Raw genomic sequence first — 20,776 nt, forward strand, 5'->3', positions numbered from 1 at the left:
GCGACGCCGTCACCAACCGCCGCGCGTGGGCGTATGTCCCTTTCGGGCATCGTCGGGCATAGGCATTTCGGCCCGCAGGCCCAGGAGCCGGATTGGACGGTCCGCCTCGATTCCGGCTGCGAGGTCAAGGACCCGCGCGAGGATTTCGTTCCGGTCGAATGTCTCGGGAATCTTTTTCGCGTGGGTCTTGGTGAAGAACGGTGCGTACCGAACCTTGAGCGTCAGCCCAACCACGGGCCGCCCTTCGGCCACAACATCCTCTAGGACACGCGCGGTCAGCTCCCTCACGGCGTCGTCCACCTGGGCGAGCTCGGTCAGGTCGTGCTGGAAGGTGGTCTCCCGGCTATGCCCGCGGGCAACCCAGGGGGTGTCGTCCACAACGCTGGCGCCGTCCCCGCGTCCGAGCTCCGCGTACCAGGGACCCATCCTGGGGCCGAACTCCGGGACCAGGTCTTGAGGGTCGGTCGCGGCGAGCTCGGCGACTGTGTTGATGCCGAGTTTGGCCAGGCGGCCCGACACTTTGGTTCCGACGCCCCACAGGTCCTTGGTGGGCCGACCGCCCATGACGTCGAGCCAGTTCCCGGAGGTGAGACGGAAGACCCCGGCCGGCTTGCCGAAACCGGTAGCGACCTTGGCTCGGACCAGGGTGTCGCCGATGCCCACGCTGCAATGCAGCTGGGTTCGCTTCAGAACTGCCGCCTGCACCTGCCGGGCGTAGGCTTCCGGATTCTCAGTCTCAGTGCCCACAAAGGCTTCATCCCAACCCAGCACCTGCACGGTGGCGCCGGGTTGCGAGCGCAGGGTAGCCATCACTGTTTCAGACGCCGCGAGGTAAGCCTCCTGGTCGACGGGGAGAATCACAGCATCCGGAACTTTCCGGGCCGCAATGCGCAAGGGCATTCCGGACCCCACACCGAACGCCCTGGCTTCATAGGATGCGGTGGACACCACAGCTCGCTCCGTGGGGTCGCCCCGGCCGCCGACAATGATCGGCTTGCCCGCAAGCTCCGGCCGCCGGAGCACCTCGACCGCCGCGATGAACTGGTCGAGATCGACGTGCAGCACCCACCGGATTCCGCTCACGCCACCAGTCTGCCCCAAACATGCCTGTCAAGCACCATGGCTGCAGGCCGCAGCGACCAAGGAACCGCGCAGCTAAAGCTCACCGCGAACCGCGCGGAGTTGCGCACGGCGGCCCTGCAAATAGGGCTCAATGTCCGAAACACGCCCACCACTACCGGCCCCTATTTGTCCGCGAGGGCCGACAGCACCGTCCCCGCGCCACCGTCCACAACGACGCGCTGCCCCTCGGCCAGAATGCCCGTGCCTGTGCCGGTCCCCATGACGGCCGGGATTCCGTACTCCCTCGCCACTATCGCCGCGTGGGAGCCAAGCCCTCCCATGTCCACCACGACGGCGGCTGCCCGCTGGAAAAGCGGCGTCCAGGAAGGATTGGTGTACGGGCAGACGAGCACGTCACCGCTGCGCAGCCGGCCAAACTCCTCCGGTCCCCTGATGATCGTCACCGGCCCCTCGGCGCGGCCGCGGCTGGCCGGCGTGCCGGAGACCAGAACGCCGGCAGCACGGCGGCGGTTCCTGAACAGCAGTGCCGTGTCCAGCAGCGGAATCCCCTCGAGTTCGCGGCGCTTGGCCGCCCTTGCCTGCACCAGCGGCCGGTAACGCTGCCGGACGGAAGGCGGCAGCGCACCGCCGTCGTCCGTTATGGCCTCCAGTTCCTCAAACCGCAGGTGGTAGACGTCCTTGGCGTCGTCAATCACGCCGGCGGCGACGAGGCGCCGGCCCAGCTCATGGTACGCGCGGCGCATGGGCGGGATGACCTTGGTGGCGTAGAAATGGCTGTCCTCGCGGAACGCCATGCCCGCCCGGGCGTCTTCGACGGCGGCCAGCACCTGCCGCCGGACCGGCCCGAAGCGGAGGAGCGGATGTCGCTTCAGCGCTGCCAGCGCCGCGCCGGTCTGGTCGGCAGCGCGGGGCCGCTGGCCCAGCAGTGCCTTGACCAACAGCAGCACCACCCCGGGGGCGTCGGACCAGGTGGGTGAACTGCTGAGCACCACGCTTACCGTTTCACGGTTCCCGTATTCGCGCAGGAACCCGGTGAGCGCCTCACGGAAGGCGGCGTGCGCCGGCTCCTCCTCCACAAGCCGAAGAAGAGCGGACGTTTCGGATGATGCAAAGGCCGTGGCCAGCCCCGGATCCGCCCGGACCATCGTAGCCAGCTGCTCCAGGGCCCGGTTCGCCTGGCTTGTCCTGGTTTCCGCGCCCGCGATCAGGGCGGACGCCAGCTTCAGGTGTCCCAGCAGCAGGAGCATCAGGCGCAGTCTGAGCATGGGCACGAAGATGCCGGGCAGGTAGGAGCTGCGCAGCTCGGTGATGCCCCGCATGGTGGCGAAGCACTCCCGCCCCACGCCGACAACCTCTGACCAGCGCAAGGACTCCGTGTCCCGCCCGTTGAGCCGCTGCACCTGTTCCAGAAAGGTGATGAATCGGGAATCGCTCTTCCAGGCGGCCATATTGAACTGCCTCGCACGGCGGGCCAGGGTCAGCGGTGCAGCCAGGGTGCGGACTGTGAGGCGCGGGACCGGCGGCACCAGCTGGACCACCACCCCGTCCTCCTCCGGCAGCAGTTCCTCGACCGCAGGGAAGCGCACCCCCACGCTTCCGGCCATCGTTTGCAGCATGGCCAGGATCCCCTGCTTCATCCAGCCGGACACGTCCAGGGGGTAGGGGCGTTCCTGGAACATTTCGATGAAGAACGGCCCCACCCGCCGCTGGATGGCGTTGAGCCGGAGCGGCTGGGGCGGCAGCGCCGTCATGGGCCGCGACTGAAGGACATGGATCCGGCCGCCGGCCAGCGCCCATTCGATATCCTGCGGCCGGCCGAAGTGCTCCTGCGCCCTGCGGGCCAGGTCAGCCAGCTCCCGCAGCTGGGCCGGGGCCAGGCAGGGAACCGGGCTGCGGCTGCCGGCCTGTTCCCTCGTCCCGCCGCCTGGGACCGGGCTGATCACCACCTCGCCGCCGCCGGGAACGAAGCTGCGGATCTTCCCCGTGCGGGTCAGCAGATAGCGCTCCGGTGTCACCCTCCCCGACACCACCGCCTCCCCCAGGCCCGGGCTGGCGTCCACAACGATCTCACCGCGCTCACCCGTGACCGGGTTCGCCGAGAACATGACGCCCGCTGCATCGGCTGGCACCATCTTTTGAACGACGACGGCGATCGACACCTCCCGGGGGTCGATCCCCTGCCGCCGCCGGTAGGCAATGGCCCGGTCGGTCCAGAGGGACGCCCAGCAGTCGGTGACCGCTTTGGCCACCGCCTCCTCGCCGACGACGTTCAGGAACGTATCCTGCTGGCCGGCGAACGCTGCCCCCGGCAGGTCCTCCGCGGTGGCGCTGGAACGGACCGCTACAGCGCCGCCGCCCAGAGCCGTGTACGCCTCGCCGATCTCCGCCCGCAAAGCGGCGGGCATGCCAAAGCGGGCGAACAGTGCGCGGAGGCCGCCGCCGTCGTCCGTGTTCTCATCAAGGCCCTCCGTGGCCGCCCCGAGCCCTGTATCGGCTAGGAGCGAACGGTAGGCGTCTGTGGTGATGACGAATCCCGGAGGCACGGGAAACCCGTGCCGCAGCAGTTCACCCAGGGCCGCACCCTTTCCGCCGGCGGCCCCAAGGTCTTCCCTGCCGAAACCACCGAGGGGTCCGGTTGTCCTTCGTGTCATCCGAGGCTCCTCGTGGCGGGACGCTGGCGATCTGGCTGGCGGACGCCGCGTGGCCGCCCGGGCGTGTAAAAAGTACTCCACCGCCACATCCCGCGCATAGTGTTTGAGCACAAAAGGGCATCCGCCGCCGGGTTGCGCGACGTTACGGGCGCCTCTTGACCCCTCCGTGCATCGGGACCACACTCGTTACTGATTACCAATTTAGAGATTCGTAAATTCCTGTCGACACCTCACCCAGCGCCGTGGCCGGAACCGGACAGCGCAGTGTTGACGGGCCAGCGCCGTGATTGGGGGCCGGTGGGCATGAGTACGTAGGCTGTGCGCGTTTGGTGATTTCTGCACGTTCTGCGGCGCCGTGAGGCCTAAATCGGGCGGCCGCCATCAATTAATGTAGGGTCTCAAATCCGAGGAGCACATCATGGGCCAAAGGCCGATTGTTCAGTGGTGGAATGAGCTTGATGAGCCAACAAGGAAGTGGCTCGTTGAGAATCCCGGTTGCGTGGTTCTTCCGCGGACCGTGGCAAACGTGGTTCATCAGGTCTCAGGCGGCCACGTCGCCCAGGACCAGCACGGCGAACACCAGCTGTCGGCGGACGAACAGTCCTTCATCAGGGCGAAAAGCAAAGCCTCCGAGGTATCGGCCGGCAAACGCCCGTGAATCCATAATTATCGAATGATCAGGCAGCGCAGGCGGCGGTGGACGGGTGGCGGAACGCTATCGGCCTATGGTCAGGGGCTTTACCGGCATTACACACGATGCCCGCTGCAGCTGAACGACGGCGGCGCCCGCCACCCGGTTGTTTCTGCCGGTGTCGTCGCACCAGTCAACGTTGTACGGCACTGCCGTGACCGTCGCATGGCCCGGAGCAGTGCGTGCGGGGACAACGAAAGTGTAAGAGAAGCCACCGCCGTCGTTCATTGCGGAAGTGGTGCTGACGACCTTCGCCCCGAAGGAATCGGCAACGCCGATCTGAATCCGGGCGTTCGCACCATAGCGGGGGTTGCAATCGGCGTCCGGTGCCGCGACGGTCACCGGCTCCCCCGGCCTGGCTTCTGAAGGCTCCACCGAATATGGCGGCGGAAAGCAGGGCGGTTCACCGGCCGAGGAGGAAGCGCAGCCTGCAGCGGCGCCCACCACCATGGCGCCGGCCCAAGCAATAGCCGCAAATCTCCAGCACTTCTGATAGGAAGCCACACCGCCATTATGGCCCCGGAGGGTGCAACAGACACGGCATAACGGAACGGGGACCACCTGCAACAGGCGGTCCCCGCATCCTTTGTTAATGTGAATCAGTGGCTATTTCCGATCACCGCGTACCGGTGGCGAAAGTCCAACTCCGCGAGAGGAACGGGTTGCCCGCCAAGTCACGGATGGACGAGACCGACACGGTGTACGTACGGTTCGCCGCCAGCGTTTGCGACGGGTTGAGGGTCACTGTCCGGGTGATGCTGTTGTAGCTTACCGCCGCCGAAATGACCGTCGTTCCCAGCCGCAGCGCAACAGTTCTTGTGTTGACGCCGGTGATGGGTTCGCTGAACCTGGCGGCCACATTGGCCGTCCGGGCTACGCCCCGTGCACCGCTGGCCGGGCTGACCGCAACCAGCGTGGGTGCCGGTCCTGTGGTGAACTGCCATGACGCTGGTGCCATCGTGTTCCCCGCCGTGTCCCGGATCGACGAGGCTGCCAGGCTGTACGTGCGGTCCGCCAGGAGGTTCGCGCTCGGGTTGACCGTGACGATCCTGGTTGCGTTGTTGTACGTCACCGTGGCCGGGACGACGACGGCTCCGAGCCGCAGCACCACGGTTCGTGTGCTCATATTTGTAACCGACTCGCTGAACGTCACCGTCAGGTTGTTGGCCTGGCTGACCGACTTGGCCCCCGGTGCCGGGTTGCGCGAGGTGATGGTCGGAGCGATGAACTCGGAGCGCGGGGTGGTAATGGCCGTGTGTGCCGACCGCGCCCCTACGCCTACCGAGTTGATCGCAGCGACATCGAACGTGTAACCCGTGGCGTTGATCAGCCCGCCCACCACAGCACCCGTTCCGGTGCCGACGGTGGTCGTCCGTACCGGGGTGGTTCCGGTGCCGATGAACGTGCGGACCTGATAGCCGGTGATCTGTGCCCCGCCGTTAGAGGCCGGCACGGCCCAGCTGAGTGTGACCAGCGCATTGCCGGCCACGGCCCTGACGTTGCCGGCCGCCGCCGGGGCCACCGCCGCAGGCGCCGGGGTAACCGATGCCGAGGCGGCCGAGGCCGCCCCGGTGCCCACCGCGTTGACGGCGGCAACATCGAACGTGTACGCCGTCCCGTTGGTCAGGCCGGTAACGACGGCGGTTGTCACGTTGCCGGTGACCTGCTGCGTTACTGTCACAGCGGCTCCGTCGAAGGCCCGCACACGGAAGCCCGTAATGGGCGACCCGCCGTCGGAGACCGGGGCAGTCCAGGTCAGCGTGGCCGTTCCGTCGCCCGCCCTTGCTGTCACCGCGGTGGGAGCATCGGCGGCGGCCAGCTCGGCTGTTTGCGCCGGGGTCACCACGTTGGATGCCACCGAGAACGGGCCCGTGCCCTGGGCGTTCGTTGCCGAAACCTGGAACACGTACTTGTTGCCGTTGGTTAGGCCCGGCACCACAAGCCTGGTGTCGGTTCCCGCGGCGGGGAGCAGGTTGCCCACCTGCACGCCGGCAGGGTTCGTGGTCACATCAAGCACCTTCACGTTGAAGCTGCTGGCGATGCCGACGGTCGGCGCGGTCCAGGTAACAGTGGCTCGGGCGTTTCCGGCGGTGGCGACGCCGATGACGGGAGCTCCCGGCAGTGTCGTGTCGGAGAATGCCAGGGCCTCGATGTTCCGAAGGTTGTCCGTTCCATCGGTGCCGACGTTGTCCGTCACGGTGGTGGTGGAACCGGGCGAGCCGAGCGTACCGTCGCCGCCGGTGGTGGCCACGGTGTAGTTGGCCGCCGGTCCGGAGAAAACGGCAGTGTCGGTGGTGCCCGAGGTCTGCGAGGCCGTCGGAGTGATGACCTCCCGGACTACCACCAGGTTGCCTGGATCGATCAGGCCGGCGGCGACGTCGGCTTCCAGGGTGTGGGTGCTGTCCGCCCGGTAGGTGTGCTCCATGAGGTCCGTGCTGCCGATTTCGCTGGCAGGATCGCTCGGGTTGTTGCGGACGCTGATCCGCACCTGGACGTACCGGTCACCGTCGATCACATCGTCGGCGCCGCGGCCCTCCAGCCTGTCGCTGCCGAGGCCGCCGAGCAGGATGTTCCCGTCGCCCCACACCGGACCCGCAAGGGGGCAGGCGCCCATGGCGGATGCAGCGGCGATCGGGTCGAGCGGGGTGCTCGGGGCGGGAAGGATCGCGCCCAGTCCGGCGATCCGGTCGATGCCGGCCTGATCAAGGACGTCGCAGCCGCTGAAGCCGGCTCCGCCCACGGTGCTGGGCGCCCGGTCGTCACCCTTGATCACATCGTCGAACGCGGATCCGGAGTTGGCTTCCGTCTCCTGCCAGCGGTCGCGGTTGACCACGATCTGGAGCGGCAGGCCGCCCAGGTTCTGATTGATCTTCATGTCATCGTTGGCGCCCACCGAGTCGTACTGGTGGATGGCCCAGTCGAATCCGGCCGCGCCGGCGAACCGGTCGATGGCCGCGTTGGCTGCCATGAGGTCATCGCCGCCTTCAGCGTCGTAGTCGTTCTCACCTACCTGGCCAACCATGATGTCGTTGCCCGGCTTGGTCTGCGCCGGGTCGTCGAAGAACGGGGCACCGTGGTCGCCCTGGAGCAGGTCCTGCCCGGAGCCGCCCTGGATCCAGTCGTCCCCGCCGTCACCGAACACCGCGTCCGCGCCGTCACCGGCCCGAATGAAGTCGTTGCCAGGGCCGGCAAACGTCTCGTTGTCGTTGGCGCCGCCATTCATGAAGTCCTGGCCGTCGCCGCCCATTGTGATGTCATCGCCGATCCCGGCATTGACGTAGTCGTTGCCGGGGCCGCCCTTGAGCACATCGGCTCCGGCCAGGTCAGTGATCCTGTCGTTGCCGTCGCCGCCGAGTGCCACGTCGTCACCGCCGTTGCCTGCAATGACGTCGTTTCCAGCGTTGCCCCAGAACGTGTCGTTGTCGTTGCCGCCGGTGACCCGATCCACTCCGTCGGTGCCGTTGTACACGGACTGGCCGTTGATGCCGGACGGATCGACGGTGTTCTTCTCCTGGTATTGGATGGTGCCGTCGGGTTTGCGCAGGAGCAGAGCGTTCTCGTTGCAGTCGGTGGTCGTAGTGTCGTCGGCCACGGATGGACCTGACGCGGTGAACCCGTCCGGCGTGCCGGCGAGGTTGCCCAGCTGGAACTTGCAGTCCGCCGTCGCAAACACATCTGCCTTCAGCGTGTTCACGCCGTCGGTGTTGCGCATGATCATCTCGGAGAAGCTGTTGCCCTCGAGCTGGGTGCGCAGGTTCATGCCGGGCGTGCGGGCCAGGTAGTACAGCCGGTCGCCGTTCTGAAGGTCCGTCAGCTGGTTCTCGAACACGTAGTTGAACGTGCTGCCGAGGAGGCCGCCGAAGAGGTTGGTCTTCTCCGCCAGACCGCCGACCCACAGGTCAACCTTGTTCAGGCCGGTCTCCTGGCCCGCCCAGGCGCCGGAGCCGTTCATGAAGTCGATCATGTCCGCCGTGGGAGGCGTGGCACCGGGGCCCGGATCAACGATAGCCTTCGCAGCTGCCCGCTTGTCCGCCAGGGTGGTGGCGTTGGCAATGCTCGGGTACGTGCCGTAGGCGGCCACGAAGTTGATCAGCGACTCGGGGTGCTTGATGTTCTGCCCGAAATCAGCCCAGCTGGTGTACGGGGCAAGCTGCCCGTCACTGGTGGAGTCGTGGAGCTGGCGGCGCACCTCGTTCAGCGGCGGGACGCCGGCTTCGCGGGCACGGGTCATGTTGATCGTCGCGAGGTCGAGCGGCAGGCCCAGCAGGTTGTTGCGGAGCGTGTCGGTGACAAACTCATCGAGCTCGTTGCCCGCCTGGTCGCTCATGCCCATAACAACCGCGCCTGCGGCCTGCTCGGAGGTGAGCTGGTTTCCGTGGCCGTCGTCGGTATACGAGGGCGGATTCAGGAAGCCGTTCAGCAGCGGGATCGAGTTGTCCGTTCCGTCCGGGTTGGTGCGGGCGATGGTCTCGGTCAGCATCGAGTGGCCGAACCGGTACACCGCATGCGCGAACTCGGCGTGGATCGCACCGTTGACGTCCGTGTGGTAGACGTGGAACGGCTGGACCGCCGGCTGGACCTTCCGGGCGAACTCCTCGAAGACGAGGTGCTGGTACTCCATCTCGGTGACGAAACGGGCGGCCTGGAAGAGGCGTTCGCCGTTCCAGCCGTCAGCACCGGCGGCCAGCTTCCATTCGGCCAGGGCCGCGACGCCGGTGACCGAGGTGTCGTTGGACAGCGTGTTCTTGAAATCCTCCACGAGCCGGTCGTGCTCGGAGTGGAAGATCTGGTGGATGGTGGTGAGGCCGATGTTCTCGTTGACGCGGCCGTCGCCGGCGATGAAGTGCGCGTTCAGCATTTCGTCGTCATAGGTGCCGGGGGCCTGGCTGGCGAAATCTGCCGAGGCGACCTCATCGACGTCGGGTGTCGGTGTAACCGGAGGGGTTGCCGGGTTGTGATCCGTATCCTGCGGGGACGGGTCCGCATTGTGCGCGATGTCCGTCAGGAAGGGGGTATCAAAGTACTTGACGTTCGCCGGCACCGGCACGGGGTTGGTTGTGTCGCCCTCGACCATGCCGGTCGAGGTCACGTACTGCGGTAGTCCCCGGGCGGGCCCGGGAATGAACTTGCCGTAGGGGTCCGTGGCGAGCATCGGAACGTTAAGGACGTCCTTGTCCGTGAGACGGAGACCGAGGAGGGTCTCTGCCTGGGTCTTGACGGTCTTCCAGGTGGCCATCCCGTGTGCGGCGTTGGTGCCTGCGGCGCCGCCGAGCAGCTTGCCCGTAGCGACCGGCTTGCCGTCGGTGTTGTTCACGTACTCCCGCACGAACACCTGGTGGGACGGATGCGAGGTGTAGGTCTGGGACTGGTCCACGTACGGGGAGTCCGTGTTGGAGGCTTCCTGGACGTCGTCGGCGCTTTCATCGGCGGGCGTCGCGGGGTTGTCGCCCAGAACACCATCGGGGCCCGGCTGGTTCTGGGCGCGGGTCAGCACCATGAAACGCTGGTTGGCGGGAAGGTCGTCGGCGTTGCCGAAGACGTGGTCCGGCCCGGCTACCAGCGGGTCGTCAGCGCGAAGCGGCACGAACACGTTGCCGCCGCTCTTGACGGTCTGGTCCACGCCGTGGTCGAAGAACTGTCCGAACAGCGTGAACATCGAGTTGTAGGGTGGGGAAAGGCCGACGTCGGTAGTGACGTTCGGGATGAAGAGCGTGTTGTGCGACGGCACGCAGCCGGCCGGAACACCATCGACGGGCGGGGTGGCCAGCGGATCCGGGTCGGTGGTGCAGGGGTGAACGCCGACGTTGCCCTGGGTGCGGACCGGGAAGCCGGCGGCAGCCACGGCTGCAGGGTTGGTGGAGGTCTGGTCCACGATCAGGTTGCTGATGTCGCGCGGCTTGCTGTCGAAAACGTTCCCGCTCTTCTGCTTGTAAGAGGTGGGGCCGGCGGGACCGAAACCGGCGGGCACGGGGTCTGCATCGTTGAAGACCGGCGTGGTGTAGCGGGGGAACTTCTGATCGGCGGCGCCGTAGGTTTCACGCCCGGCCAGGAGGTTGTTGCAGGATCCGTCGACCGTACGGAGACCGTACGAGGTCAGGGCGTCGGGGATCTGGTTGGGGCCCGTGCCGATGAGGGCACCGCAGGGGCCGGTTTCCGACGTCGTGTTGGCCACGTGCGCTTCGGCGATCTTGATCTGCTTGAGGATGAAGGCAAGGTCTGACGCCGTAACGGTGAAGCCCTCGCCCACAGGTGCGGTCACCGCGTGGGCCGCGATGGTTGCTGACTGGCCGATGGCCGCCACCAGGGACATGACGACGCCGGCCGCGACGACGCGGTTGGGGGCGGCGAACAGGCGCCGCCGGCTCCCATGAGGGTCCTTCGGGCGCCGGGGCGCTCCACGGGATGCCGTCCGATCACCTCCGATGGCTTTTATTGGGTGGAACGCTTTCATGACGCACCTGCCTAAATTGTTGATTTCACGTTCTGGTTGAACGTTGCATTGGACGGTGCAAGATTGCGGACGTTGCCCTGCGGAAACCTTGGGCAGTTTTTGCCGATAAAGACGCCGTTCGGCCTGGGGGCAGGTGCTGCGCCCGGTGAATACTGGGCCGTTGGAGCCGCGCAGCGGCCCCGCCGTCCCCCAGATCAGGGGGTGCAGCCCTTACAGACAGCCGACCTGGCCGCGGCTTTCCGCAAGTAGCACTGTCTAGGCTCGGACGCCCTGCGGGGCCCGATCGCTGGGCGGTGCGCCTGTCCCGCTGCGGAATCCCGTGACTCTCAGGGATTTCCCAGCTGTTAACAAGCCTTCCCGAGGGATTGCTCTTGTAGCTTGTCCGCAGTTGCCACGAACGTTCCGTGCAACTGCCGCTAGGAAGGCCCCGCACCGCCTCTCGCCGAGGTGTGCGGGGCACTCTCCTCTTAAGGGCGAAGGGATGGATGCCTGCAGATCTGAACCAACGTCCACCCGTTCGCCTAATCGCTACTTTTCGGTATACCTAAATTTCGGTATCCTCGTTTTATCGGTACCCCAATGACGAGGATGAATGATGGCTGTTTCGACCCTTTCAGAGCGCACCGCGCCGGGCCGGGTCTGGTCGCGCCTGCTGCTGCTGGGTCCGGCGTTCGTGGCGGCCATCGCCTATGTCGACCCGGGCAACGTGGCAGCGAACCTGACCGCGGGGGCGAGCTACGGCTACCTGCTGGTGTGGGTGCTGGTGGCGGCCAATGCCATGGCTGTGCTGGTGCAGTACCAGTCTGCCAAGCTGGGCCTGGCCACCGGCATGAGCCTTCCCGAGATTCTGGGCAAGCGTCTGGGGACCCGCCGCCGGCGGGCATACTGGGCGCAGGCAGAGATCGTGGCCGGAGCCACCGACATGGCCGAGGTGATCGGCGGGGCCGTCGCACTGAACCTGCTGTTCGGGCTTCCGCTTTTGGCCGGCGGGATCATCATCGGACTCGCCTCGATGCTGCTGCTGTCGCTGCAGTCGAACCGGAGCCAGAAGTCGTTTGAAGTGGCCATCCTGATCCTGCTCGGTGTGATCGCCGTCGGGTTCGTGTCCGGGCTGTTCGTCAATCCGCCGGATGCCGGGAGTGCACTGACCGGCCTGGTGCCGCGCTTCGAAGGAACGGACACCATCCTGCTCGCCGCAAGCATGCTCGGCGCCACGGTGATGCCGCACGCCATTTACCTGCATTCCGCCCTTGCCCGGGACCGGCACGGCTTCTCGGAGAACCCTGCCGTGAGGACCCGCCTCATTAAGGCCACCCGGTTCGACGTCGCCGGCGCCCTGTTGCTGGCCGGCGTGGTCAATATCGCCATGCTGCTGCTGGCAGCCTCCAGCCTGCGCGGTGTGGAGGGTACGGACACCATCGCCGGCGCGCACGCTGCGGTGACGTCGGCACTGGGCCCGGCAATCGGCGTCGTGTTCGCCATCGGCCTGCTCGCCTCGGGCCTGGCCTCCACCTCCGTGGGCTGCTACGCCGGCGCCACCATCATGGGAGGCCTGCTGAAGGTCCGCATACCTTTGCTCACCCGGCGTGTGATCACGCTGATTCCGGCGTTGGCGATTCTTGGTGCCGGCATCGAACCGACGCTGGCCCTGGTCCTGAGCCAGGTGCTCCTCAGCTTCGGCATTCCGTTCGCCCTGATTCCGCTGATCCGGCTCACCGGCAAGCGCGAGGTCATGGGCATCCACACCGACTCCACCCCACTGAAAATCGCAGGCTGGACCAGCGCCACGCTCATCGTTGGCCTGAACTGCGTGCTCATCGCCCTCACCGCGCTGGGTGCGTCCTGACGGTCCGCCGCCGGCCGGCAGATCCACCGGTTCGAAGGCCCAACAGTATGTGACGCCCAACACTATGGGACGCCGCCGCGCCGCGGGAGGCACTGCCGTTACCTGTATCAACAGCCACTCCCACGCCTGCCGGGGGTACGGTTTTCTGGACACGTGACCCACCCGGATAACCAACGGAAGGCAAATCCAATGACCACATGGCTCATCACAGGCTGCTCCACCGGACTCGGCAGGGCCCTCGCCCAGGCGGTGCTCGCCCACGGCCACAACGCCGTCGTCACCGCACGAAACGTCAACGCGGTGAAGGACATCGCGGCCGATTTCCCCGGCACCGCGCTGGCCCTCCCCCTCGACGTCACCGACAAGGAACAGATCGGCTCGGCCGTGCAGCAGGCGCAGGCCCGGTTCGGCGGCATCGATGTCCTCGTTAATAACGCCGGCTACGGCTACCGTGCCGCCGTGGAAGAAGCGGACGACGCCGACATCCGCCAGCTGTTCGACACGAACCTTTTCGGCGCCGTCGACATGATCAAAGCAGTCCTGCCGGACATGCGCGCAAAGCGGTCGGGGGCGATCCTGAACATCTCCTCCATCGGCGCGCGCATCTCGCCGGCCGGCTCCGGCTACTACTCCGCCACCAAGGCGGCGCTGGAGGGCCTGTCGGGTTCGCTGCATAAGGAACTCCAGCCGCTCGGCATCAGTGTCACGGCCATCGAACCCGGCGCGTTCCGCACCGACTTCGCCGGCCGCTCACTCACGCAGTCGGCGGCGGCGATTCCGGACTATGCGGAAACGGCCGGCAAACGCCGCAAGGAGAACGACACCGTCCACGGGACCCAGCCCGGAGACCCCGGCAAGGCAGCGGAGGCGATCATCGCCGTCGTCGAAAGCCCGAACCCGCCGTCGCTGCTGGTCCTCGGCCAGGACGCCTATGGTGCGTTTGCCGCCGTCGCCGATGCGCAGCGCGCGGAACTGGACCAGTGGCGCGAGCTGAGCCTCAGCACGGGCATCGGCGAATAGGATCCGGCACGAGCTGACGACCCGTCTGGGCGGCCGGCCGGCTAGTCGGATTCGAAGCCGAGGCGGTCGCGGACGAGCTTCGCGACGACGGCGGCGTGCTGCTTGTTGTCCGCGCGGGGATCCGATTTCAGCGTCGCCAGATATGCGACGTACGCGGCAGTCCGGGTGTCATATGCCGCGGCGCGCGTTTCGAGCGCGAGGGCAAGGGTGGCATGGGCCTGGGCCAGCCTGGTCTGCAGTTCGGCGTCGACATCGGCGCCTGAGAGTGCTTGCTCTGCGGCGGAGAGAAGGGACCGTGCGACGTCCGCGTGCTCGTTCGCGGCACGCTGGCCAAGGTCGGGCTGCATAGGCTCTGCCTCTCTCTAGCTCGCGACCGGCGGACGCGAGATGTGGAGTAAGCCTAGATCACAATGCCCGTTCCTGTTGTGCACCTTCAGTCCGTTCGGGACAGGCCGGCTGCAATTTCTTCAACGCCCTCGACCAGCGCGGCCAGGGATTCAGGGCCTCCATGCCCTTCGTTCTCGATGACGATGAGACGGCTGTCCTCCCAGCGCTGATGAACTTTCCAGGGCGTGATGACGGGCCCGCTAACGTCTCTCCGGCCATGAATGAGGTAGCCGGGAATTCCGTTGAGTTGGTGGACCCTCTCCATAATGGCCTGCCCGCCGGTGAGGAAGCCGTCATGGGACCAGTAGTGGGTGACGAGAATGGCGAAGGTCATGCGCTTGCGGTGGTCGTCGAACATCGCGCCGGGCTGCCACAGCGGATCCAGCGAGATATGCGTAGACTCCCAACGGTCCCACGCCAAGGCTGCCGCGGCGGCGTCGTCCCGATCCTGGCCCGCGAGGCGGCGGGCATACGCGTCCACCACCCGCTCCCCGGGCCGACATTTGGCGTTCCTCGAGAACTCCTCCCAAGCTTCCGGGAAGATCCGCCCGACGCCCTCTGTGATCCACTGAACCTCGTCAGGGCTCGACGAGGTTACCGCCATCAGGGCGAGCCCGTGCACACGGTCCCGGTGCTCAAGGGCATATGCCAGGGCGAGCGTGCTGCCCCACGACGCCCCTGTGACAATCCACTTCCCTATACCGAGACGTTTGCGCACGGCTTCAATGTCCACGATCAGGGCCTGGGTGGTGTTGGCCGACAGGGCGCAAAGGTCATCCTGAACTGTCGGCGAGCTTCTGCCGCAGCCGCGCTGATGCAACCCGACGGTCCAGAATCTTGAAGCGTCGTGGCGGGTCCGGTAACCCTCGCCGGGAGCAGCGCCGGGGCCGCCGTGGAGGTACAGCACGGGAATCCCCGCGGGATTCCCCGACGTCTCCCAATAGATTTCCGCTCCATCGACCTTGACCCAGCCAGCACTCGCCCCAGTCATGCAGCAAACCCTACGAGACGGGCTCCGGCAAGGGTAGGGTCGGGGCAAGCGTCAGTTTGGGAATTGGGGGAAACCGATGAGGCTTGACGGTTATAGCGTTGCCAAGGCGGAGGACGGCCGGACCGTAACGCACCGTGCTCCGTCGGCCCGCGCCGTCGCCGCCGCCGTGTGGCTACTCGCCGCCGGCACGTTCTCGTGGTTATTGGTGGGCGGCGCCACCACAGCCGCGGGAGACGCAGCGCCCTGGCTGATCCTGCTGTCCTGGTTCGTCTACGTTGCCCAGTGGCGGCCATGCCTGCGGGTTGACGGCTGCGGGTTCGAAGTCATCAACGGTTGGCGCGATCACCGGATACCGTTCGGGGCGGTGGAGGACATCGAGGTTCGCTTCACCACGGTCATCTGGGCGGCGGGCAGGAAGTATGCCAGCTGGGGCGCCCCCACGCCGCCTACCGCGCTTGGAGCAGGGTTCCAGCATCTGTGCGATTTGAAGAGCCGTCCCTACAGCATCCTCCCGGGCAACGAGCGGATCAGCCAGCCTGAAGTGAAAACCGGACGGGACGCCGTCGTGGACGCCTGGCATCGTGCCCGCGCCGGCGCAATCACCCGCGGCCAGGATGGAGTCTCGTCAACGTGGAACAAACCTGTGATCGCCGTCGGGGTTCTTGCAGTTCTGGCAGTCGTCATTACCGCATCCTTTTAGGTCGCCGCACACCGCCCGCCTTGCCGCGCGGCCGGGACGCCTTAGCCCCTTCCGGATCCCTCGGTAAGCTCTTTGGCATGGGGACGAGGAATAAGACCAAGGTATTTGCTGCATTCGCAGGGCTATTGGTGGCGGCCATATCGCTATTCGGCGCCCTCTGGGTGAACGGCAACATCCCGTTGCCAGCAGCCATCGCCACCTCCTTCGTCCTGGGTGTGGCGACGTTTTTGGCGACAGGCCAAGGAGCCATGCGGAAACCGCGAAAGCGACCGGCTGACAGTCTGTGACCGGCGCCGGTAGGCTCGCACGATGACGGACATCTTGGTTCAGCACGCGTACGCCACCCGGGCGGCGGACTACACGGCGCTGTTCGGGTCGACTGACGCAGCCCATGAGCAGGATCAGCGGCTTATTGCCGGCTGGGCCAACTCCCTCCGCGGCTCAGCCATCGATGCAGGCTGCGGTCCGGGGCACTGGACGGCCCTTCTCGCGGACCATGGTGTGGACGTTGAGGGCATCGATCTGGTTCCTTCTTCATTGCAGAGGCGCGACGGCGGTTTCCGGCGACACGGTTTCGAGTGGCGACGCTCCGGGCGTTGGGAGTTCCGGACGGACATCTGGCTGGCATCCTCGCGTGGTATTCGCTGATCCATTTCGAACCGGCGGAACTGCCTCTCATTCTTGGCGAGTTTGCCCGTTGCGTGAAGCCGGGAGGCAGCGTTCTTCTCGGATTCTTCGATGGTCCCGCCGGTGAGCCATTCCCGCACGCGTCGGTGGTGCACGCGTTCCTGGCTGACGGACTCAACAATCCACAATGGCGCTCCGGAGTGCAAAGCATCGCGCTCAAAGACTGTACCTCCGGTGAATCGGGCGCCGTCTACAGCCAGGCGCTGACCGGGCCAAAGGGACGGCCGCTGCAGGGCGACTACAAGATCACGGATGCCTAGCCTGGCCGTCTGTTGGGCGTTAAGGTGGTTGCCCGTCCGGCGCGCCCGGTCGCCAAGTACGCACTGACGGAGAGCGGCGACAGTACCTCGTCCATTTCAGTCTTGACGTCAAGCTGCCCGTCCTCATGAGGGTGCTGGACTCCCTGGTGACGAAGACCATGGAGTCCGAGGTCGCCCGACTTCAGAACCTCAAGGAGTTCATCGAAGCCGGCTAGGTTTTCCGGACTCGGCTGGCACTCGGCCGCCTGTTCCTGGATTACAGCCGGATGTGGCGGAACAGCGCCGCCGTACCCATGCCGCCGGCGATGCTGATCATGGCCAGGGCTAGCTTTTCCTGGGCAGGCTCAGCCGGCGCGTGCCGGGCCTGAGCCAGCAGCCGCGTGACCAGCACGGCCCCGGACGCCCCGTAGGCGTGGCCCAAAGCCAGCGCCCCGCCGTCGGCGTTGGCCCGAACGGAGTCGATTCCGAGGTGGTCCAGGCAGGCGAGGGTCTGCGAGGCGAAGGCCTCGTTGAACTCCACGAGGTCCACGTCCGTGGCATCAACGGACTTCGCCGCCAGCAGGCGTGAGGCGGCGGCCGCGGCACCGATGCCCAGCAGCGTCGGCTCCACCCCGGCGGTCTCCGTGCCGAGCACGGCCAGGGCGTCGGCAACGACCAGTTTGCGCGCCCTGGCAAGCGAGGTGATGACGACGGCGGCTGCACCGTCCGCGTCGAAGCATGAATTTCCGGCGGTGACAGTGCCGGATTCCACGAACGCCGCAGGGAACCGCGCCATCAGGGCTTCGCTGAGCTTGGGGCGGGGACCGTCGTCGGCCGTGACAGTTTTGGCTTCCTGCGCGGTACCTGACGCACCAGGCAGCGGGACAGTCTCCCGGGCAAACGCGCCGCCGGCCTGGGCAGCCACCGCCCTGCGGTGGCTGTGCAGCGCAAACTCGTCCTGCCGGGCGCGGCTGACGCCGTACTCCCGGGCCACGTTCTCGGCCGCGACTCCCATGTCCGGATCCCCGTGGCCGTGCGGGGCAAACTGGGCGCGGCTGAAGAAGGCGGGTTCGCCGTCGTCGTTCCGGTGTGCGCGCAGCGGCGCGGTACTGATGCTTTCGACGCCGCCCGCAAGGTAGGTGCCGCCGCCTGCCGCGACTAGCCGCGATGCGAGGACGATGGCGTCGAGGCCGGAGCCGCACTGACGGTCGACGGTGAGGCCGGGGACGCTGACGGGCAGGCCGGCTTCGAGGGCCGCAAGCCGCGCGACGTTGCCGCCCGCACCCACGGCGTTGCCGATGACGACGTCCGCCACGTCGCCCGCGTCCACCCCCGTTTCGGCGAGCAGCGCCGTGAGGACCGGGGCCAGGAGCTCGTGGGAGCGCAGGTGCTTCAGCGCACCGTTGGCCCGGCAGACGGGTGTGCGCAGCGCGGCGATGATTACCGGCTGCCGGTCGTCGGGCAGCTCGAGCCCCCCGCTCGGCGCCCCGTTAGACAAGGTGCCGGACCCGGCTGTCACGTGCGGCGATCCAGTCGAGCAGCAGGCGGCGGCTGACCTTTCCGCGGTCCGTCACCGGAAGCTCATCCAGGGCGTAGTACTGCAGCGGCCGCTTGTCCTTGGCTAGAACGTCCTCGAGGCCGGTCTTGAGCTGGGTGGCAGTGACGCCGCCGTGCGAGGGAACGATGCCGGCCACCACGCGCTGGCCGCGGAGGTCATCGTCCATGCCAGCAGCAATCGCTGATGCCACGCCCGGGACGGAGGAAAGGGCCAGCTCCACCTCATGCGGATAGACGTTCTTTCCTGCCGTAATGATCATGTCGGCGCGGCGGCCGAGGATGTGCAGCACTCCGTCCGACAGGTACCCCTGGTCCCCCACCGTGAACCAGCCGTCGAAGCAGCGAAGTGCCTGGCCGTCGTCGCCCCAGAGGTAGCCGTTGCTGACCATGCCGCTTTGGACGCTGATGTTGCCGGCGGTTCCGTCGGGGAGCTGCTTTCCTGAGTCGTCCAGGATCCGCACCTCGACGCCCGGGAACGGCCGGCCGATCGCGGTACTTCCGGCGGCGAACGGCTCCCCGGCGGCCAGGCCGGCGCCGGAGACGAAACTCAGCTCCGACGCACCGTAGTACTCGAAGATGGTGGCGTGCGGGGCCCACCGGCGGGCCGCCTCCAGCGTGCGTGCATCCAGCTTCGAGCCCGCACAGATGATGGTCTGGACACCCGAGGCGTCCACACAGCCCAGCAGTCCGCGTTCGCTAAGGAGCCGCAGCATGGTGGGCACCAGCACCAGCCGGGTGATGCCGTCATGGGTGATGGCGGCGTGGACATCGCCGACGTCGAAAGATTCGAGGGTGTGGAACTCTGACCCGGCGTAGAGGCACTCGGCCAGGGCATACAGGTTGAGGCTGGCGGCCAGCGGGCCCGGCGCCAGCGTTTTGTCCTGCTGGCTGAGCCCGAAGAACTCCATCGAGGCCTCGAAGGACTGCTGCCAGGAGCGGCGCGAGCGGGTGAATGCCTTGGGCACGGACGTGGTGCCGGAGGTTAGGCCGATAAGGAACGAGGACGCCGGATCCCCGTCCGCCAGCCCGGTGCCTGCGCTCCCCGGCATGGGGTCGACGCCGCCGCCGTTAACCCCGCTGCCCAGCCGCTGGACAATCTCGTTTTGCAGCGCGTCGGGCCAGGTGGCGTCCAGGACCGCGCACTCGCGGTTTCCGGCGACGGCAGCGGCGAAATCAATGGCGAACTCGGTGGAATTTGGCTGGGCGAGGACCGTGACGGGCGCGGTGCTGGAGGCCGCGGTGGCCTGCGCACCGTCGCGCAGTTCGGCCCAGCTGAGCCGTTTTCCGGCCATGACGACGGCGGTGTCGTCGGGGCGTTCATCGGCCCAACGCTGAAGGTTGTTGAGAAAAGGCATCGGACCAACTTTACCGGCCCGGACCCGCCACTGCTCTGCGGTGACGACTATTGTGACAACATGAGCTTCAATGACGGGGTCGAGCTGGACCCATCCCAGGTGGAAGACCGGCGCGGCGGTGGAGTTGGCCGCGGCACGAAAATCGGCGGAGGCATCGGGGGCGGCGTCGTCCTCCTCCTTGCTGCCCTCTTCGGCATCAATCCGCAGCTGCTCGGGGGGCTCCTGGGCACCGGCCAGGAACAGCCCGCCCAGAGCACGGGAACAGCCCTCACCCAGTGCAAGCTGGGTTCCGACGCAGACAAGGACCTCGACTGCCGCATTGCCGGTACCGTGAACAGCCTCAACACGTTCTGGCCGGCATACCTCGCCGACTACAACGTAAAGTACCCGCGGCCGAAGGCCGTGCTGTTCGAGGGCGCCACGCGCACCGGCTGCGGCACGGCCACGTCCGAGGTGGGCCCGTTCTACTGCCCGGCGGACACCACTGCCTACTTCGATCCCGGGTTCTTCCAGGACCTCGTGACCCGCTTTGGCTCATCGGGCGGCCCGCTGGCCCAGGAATACGTGGTGGCCCATGAGGTCGGCCACCACATCCAGAACATCCTGGGCGACCTGGACAAGGCGCAGCAGGACCCGCAGGGCGCGGAGTCCGGCGCCGTCCGGGTGGAGCTGCAGGCTGACTGCTACGCAGGGCTCTGGACCCGGTACGCCACCACGCAGAAGCAACCGAAGACCGGCAAGCCGTTCCTGGAGCCGCTGAAGCAGCAGGACCTGAACGACGCGCTGTCGGCCGCCTCCGCCGTCGGCGACGACAGGATCCAGAAAGCCGCCACGGGACGCGTCTCGCCTGAGGGCTGGACGCACGGGTCCAGCGCCCAGCGGCAGAAGTGGTTCTACCAGGGTTACAAGACCGGCGACATCAACCAGTGCGACACGTTCAGCGCCGCAACACTCTAGTTTTTTTATCGACTGCTCCTCCCCACCGGCCCCCTCGCCTCGCAAGCTCGGCCAGGGAACCCTGCCGGCGTGGGCCCAGCCGTTTTGAACGGTCACAAGGGCACTCATGGAGCAGTCGATGGGTACGACGACGGCCGGTCACCTTCGTGAAGAAGGTGACC

15 protein-coding genes are annotated in these 20,776 nt (G+C 66.9%); 7 read left to right on the forward strand and 8 right to left on the reverse strand.

Features of this window, described 5'->3' with window-relative positions; genetic code table 11:
- Positions 1-9: 9 nt before the first annotated feature.
- Positions 10-1,083, reverse strand: a complete 1,074-nt coding sequence (locus G9E11_RS19865) for a DNA polymerase IV (protein WP_479686154.1) — start codon at positions 1,081-1,083, stop codon at positions 10-12.
- Between the two features lie 161 nt (positions 1,084-1,244).
- The gene (locus tag G9E11_RS19870; RefSeq protein ID WP_190609035.1) at positions 1,245-3,734 is read right to left on the reverse strand and encodes a PEP/pyruvate-binding domain-containing protein; all 2,490 of its coding nucleotides are present in this window, start codon (positions 3,732-3,734) and stop codon (positions 1,245-1,247) included.
- A 526-nt stretch (positions 3,735-4,260) separates the two neighbouring features.
- Between G9E11_RS19870 and G9E11_RS21420 the strand changes: the two genes are divergently transcribed.
- Complete coding sequence (locus G9E11_RS21420) at positions 4,261-4,392, forward strand: hypothetical protein (RefSeq protein ID WP_284691197.1); 132 nt, start codon at positions 4,261-4,263, stop codon at positions 4,390-4,392.
- A gap of 57 nt (positions 4,393-4,449) precedes the next feature.
- On the opposite strand, the gene G9E11_RS19880 is transcribed toward G9E11_RS21420, so the two are convergent.
- The gene (locus tag G9E11_RS19880) at positions 4,450-4,929 is read right to left on the reverse strand and encodes a hypothetical protein (RefSeq protein ID WP_194718363.1); all 480 of its coding nucleotides are present in this window, start codon (positions 4,927-4,929) and stop codon (positions 4,450-4,452) included.
- Positions 4,930-5,041: 112 nt separating this feature from the next.
- Positions 5,042-10,876 (reverse strand): peroxidase family protein, encoded by a 5,835-nt coding sequence (locus G9E11_RS21425; protein ID WP_284691198.1) that lies wholly within the window; start codon positions 10,874-10,876, stop codon positions 5,042-5,044.
- Between the two features lie 595 nt (positions 10,877-11,471).
- On the opposite strand from G9E11_RS21425, the gene G9E11_RS19890 reads away from it, so the two are divergent.
- Positions 11,472-12,722 (forward strand): Nramp family divalent metal transporter, encoded by a 1,251-nt coding sequence (locus G9E11_RS19890; protein WP_190609039.1) that lies wholly within the window; start codon positions 11,472-11,474, stop codon positions 12,720-12,722.
- A 189-nt stretch (positions 12,723-12,911) separates the two neighbouring features.
- A complete protein-coding gene (locus tag G9E11_RS19895; protein ID WP_190609041.1) occupies positions 12,912-13,742 on the forward strand; it encodes an oxidoreductase in 831 nt (276 codons plus the stop codon).
- A gap of 41 nt (positions 13,743-13,783) precedes the next feature.
- On the opposite strand, the gene G9E11_RS19900 is transcribed toward G9E11_RS19895, so the two are convergent.
- On the reverse strand, positions 13,784-14,089 hold the full coding sequence (locus tag G9E11_RS19900; RefSeq protein WP_190609044.1) for a hypothetical protein: 306 nt from the start codon (positions 14,087-14,089) through the stop codon (positions 13,784-13,786).
- An 86-nt stretch (positions 14,090-14,175) separates the two neighbouring features.
- On the reverse strand, positions 14,176-15,120 hold the full coding sequence (locus G9E11_RS19905; RefSeq protein WP_190609046.1) for an alpha/beta fold hydrolase: 945 nt from the start codon (positions 15,118-15,120) through the stop codon (positions 14,176-14,178).
- A gap of 76 nt (positions 15,121-15,196) precedes the next feature.
- Here G9E11_RS19905 and G9E11_RS19910 point away from each other — a divergent pair, with 76 nt between their 5' ends.
- From G9E11_RS19910 to G9E11_RS19920, 3 genes are all read left to right on the forward strand, one after another.
- Positions 15,197-15,820, forward strand: coding sequence for a hypothetical protein (locus tag G9E11_RS19910; RefSeq protein WP_190609048.1), 624 nt, complete (start codon positions 15,197-15,199; stop codon positions 15,818-15,820).
- Between the two features lie 309 nt (positions 15,821-16,129).
- Positions 16,130-16,468 carry a methyltransferase domain-containing protein gene (locus G9E11_RS19915; protein ID WP_190609051.1) on the forward strand — a complete coding sequence of 113 codons (339 nt, stop codon included), beginning with the start codon at positions 16,130-16,132 and terminating at the stop codon, positions 16,466-16,468.
- Positions 16,417-16,767, forward strand: a complete 351-nt coding sequence (locus G9E11_RS19920) for a hypothetical protein (RefSeq protein WP_190609052.1) — start codon at positions 16,417-16,419, stop codon at positions 16,765-16,767. The genes G9E11_RS19915 and G9E11_RS19920 overlap by 52 nt, the downstream gene beginning before the upstream one ends.
- Before the next feature lie 256 nt (positions 16,768-17,023).
- Here the strand turns inward: G9E11_RS19920 and G9E11_RS19925 are convergent, their stop codons facing one another.
- Both G9E11_RS19925 and G9E11_RS19930 read right to left on the reverse strand, forming a co-directional pair.
- Positions 17,024-18,265 carry a thiolase family protein gene (locus G9E11_RS19925; RefSeq protein ID WP_311764429.1) on the reverse strand — a complete coding sequence of 414 codons (1,242 nt, stop codon included), beginning with the start codon at positions 18,263-18,265 and terminating at the stop codon, positions 17,024-17,026.
- Positions 18,237-19,658: a class I adenylate-forming enzyme family protein gene (locus tag G9E11_RS19930; protein ID WP_190609054.1), complete on the reverse strand. Its 1,422-nt coding sequence runs from the start codon at positions 19,656-19,658 to the stop codon at positions 18,237-18,239. The genes G9E11_RS19925 and G9E11_RS19930 overlap by 29 nt, the downstream gene beginning before the upstream one ends.
- 60 nt (positions 19,659-19,718) lie before the next feature.
- Here G9E11_RS19930 and ypfJ point away from each other — a divergent pair, with 60 nt between their 5' ends.
- Positions 19,719-20,615, forward strand: coding sequence for a KPN_02809 family neutral zinc metallopeptidase (ypfJ, locus tag G9E11_RS19935; protein ID WP_190609056.1), 897 nt, complete (start codon positions 19,719-19,721; stop codon positions 20,613-20,615).
- Positions 20,616-20,776: the final 161 nt, after the last annotated feature.

It is taken from the genome of Arthrobacter ipis (assembly GCF_014694315.1).
GTDB classification, from domain to species: domain Bacteria; phylum Actinomycetota; class Actinomycetes; order Actinomycetales; family Micrococcaceae; genus Arthrobacter; species Arthrobacter ipis.

Coding starts and splice junctions, on each gene's coding strand:
- G9E11_RS19890 (WP_190609039.1), top strand. CDS start 11,472: ATGGCTGTTTCGACCCTTTCAGAGCGCACCGCGCCGGGCCGGGTCTGG.
- G9E11_RS19870 (WP_190609035.1), bottom strand. CDS start 3,734: ATGACACGAAGGACAACCGGACCCCTCGGTGGTTTCGGCAGGGAAGAC.
- G9E11_RS19930 (WP_190609054.1), bottom strand. CDS start 19,658: ATGCCTTTTCTCAACAACCTTCAGCGTTGGGCCGATGAACGCCCCGAC.
- G9E11_RS19915 (WP_190609051.1), top strand. CDS start 16,130: ATGACGGACATCTTGGTTCAGCACGCGTACGCCACCCGGGCGGCGGAC.
- G9E11_RS19910 (WP_190609048.1), top strand. CDS start 15,197: ATGAGGCTTGACGGTTATAGCGTTGCCAAGGCGGAGGACGGCCGGACC.
- ypfJ (WP_190609056.1), top strand. CDS start 19,719: ATGAGCTTCAATGACGGGGTCGAGCTGGACCCATCCCAGGTGGAAGAC.
- G9E11_RS19895 (WP_190609041.1), top strand. CDS start 12,912: ATGACCACATGGCTCATCACAGGCTGCTCCACCGGACTCGGCAGGGCC.
- G9E11_RS19900 (WP_190609044.1), bottom strand. CDS start 14,089: ATGCAGCCCGACCTTGGCCAGCGTGCCGCGAACGAGCACGCGGACGTC.
- G9E11_RS19905 (WP_190609046.1), bottom strand. CDS start 15,120: ATGACTGGGGCGAGTGCTGGCTGGGTCAAGGTCGATGGAGCGGAAATC.
- G9E11_RS21425 (WP_284691198.1), bottom strand. CDS start 10,876: ATGAAAGCGTTCCACCCAATAAAAGCCATCGGAGGTGATCGGACGGCA.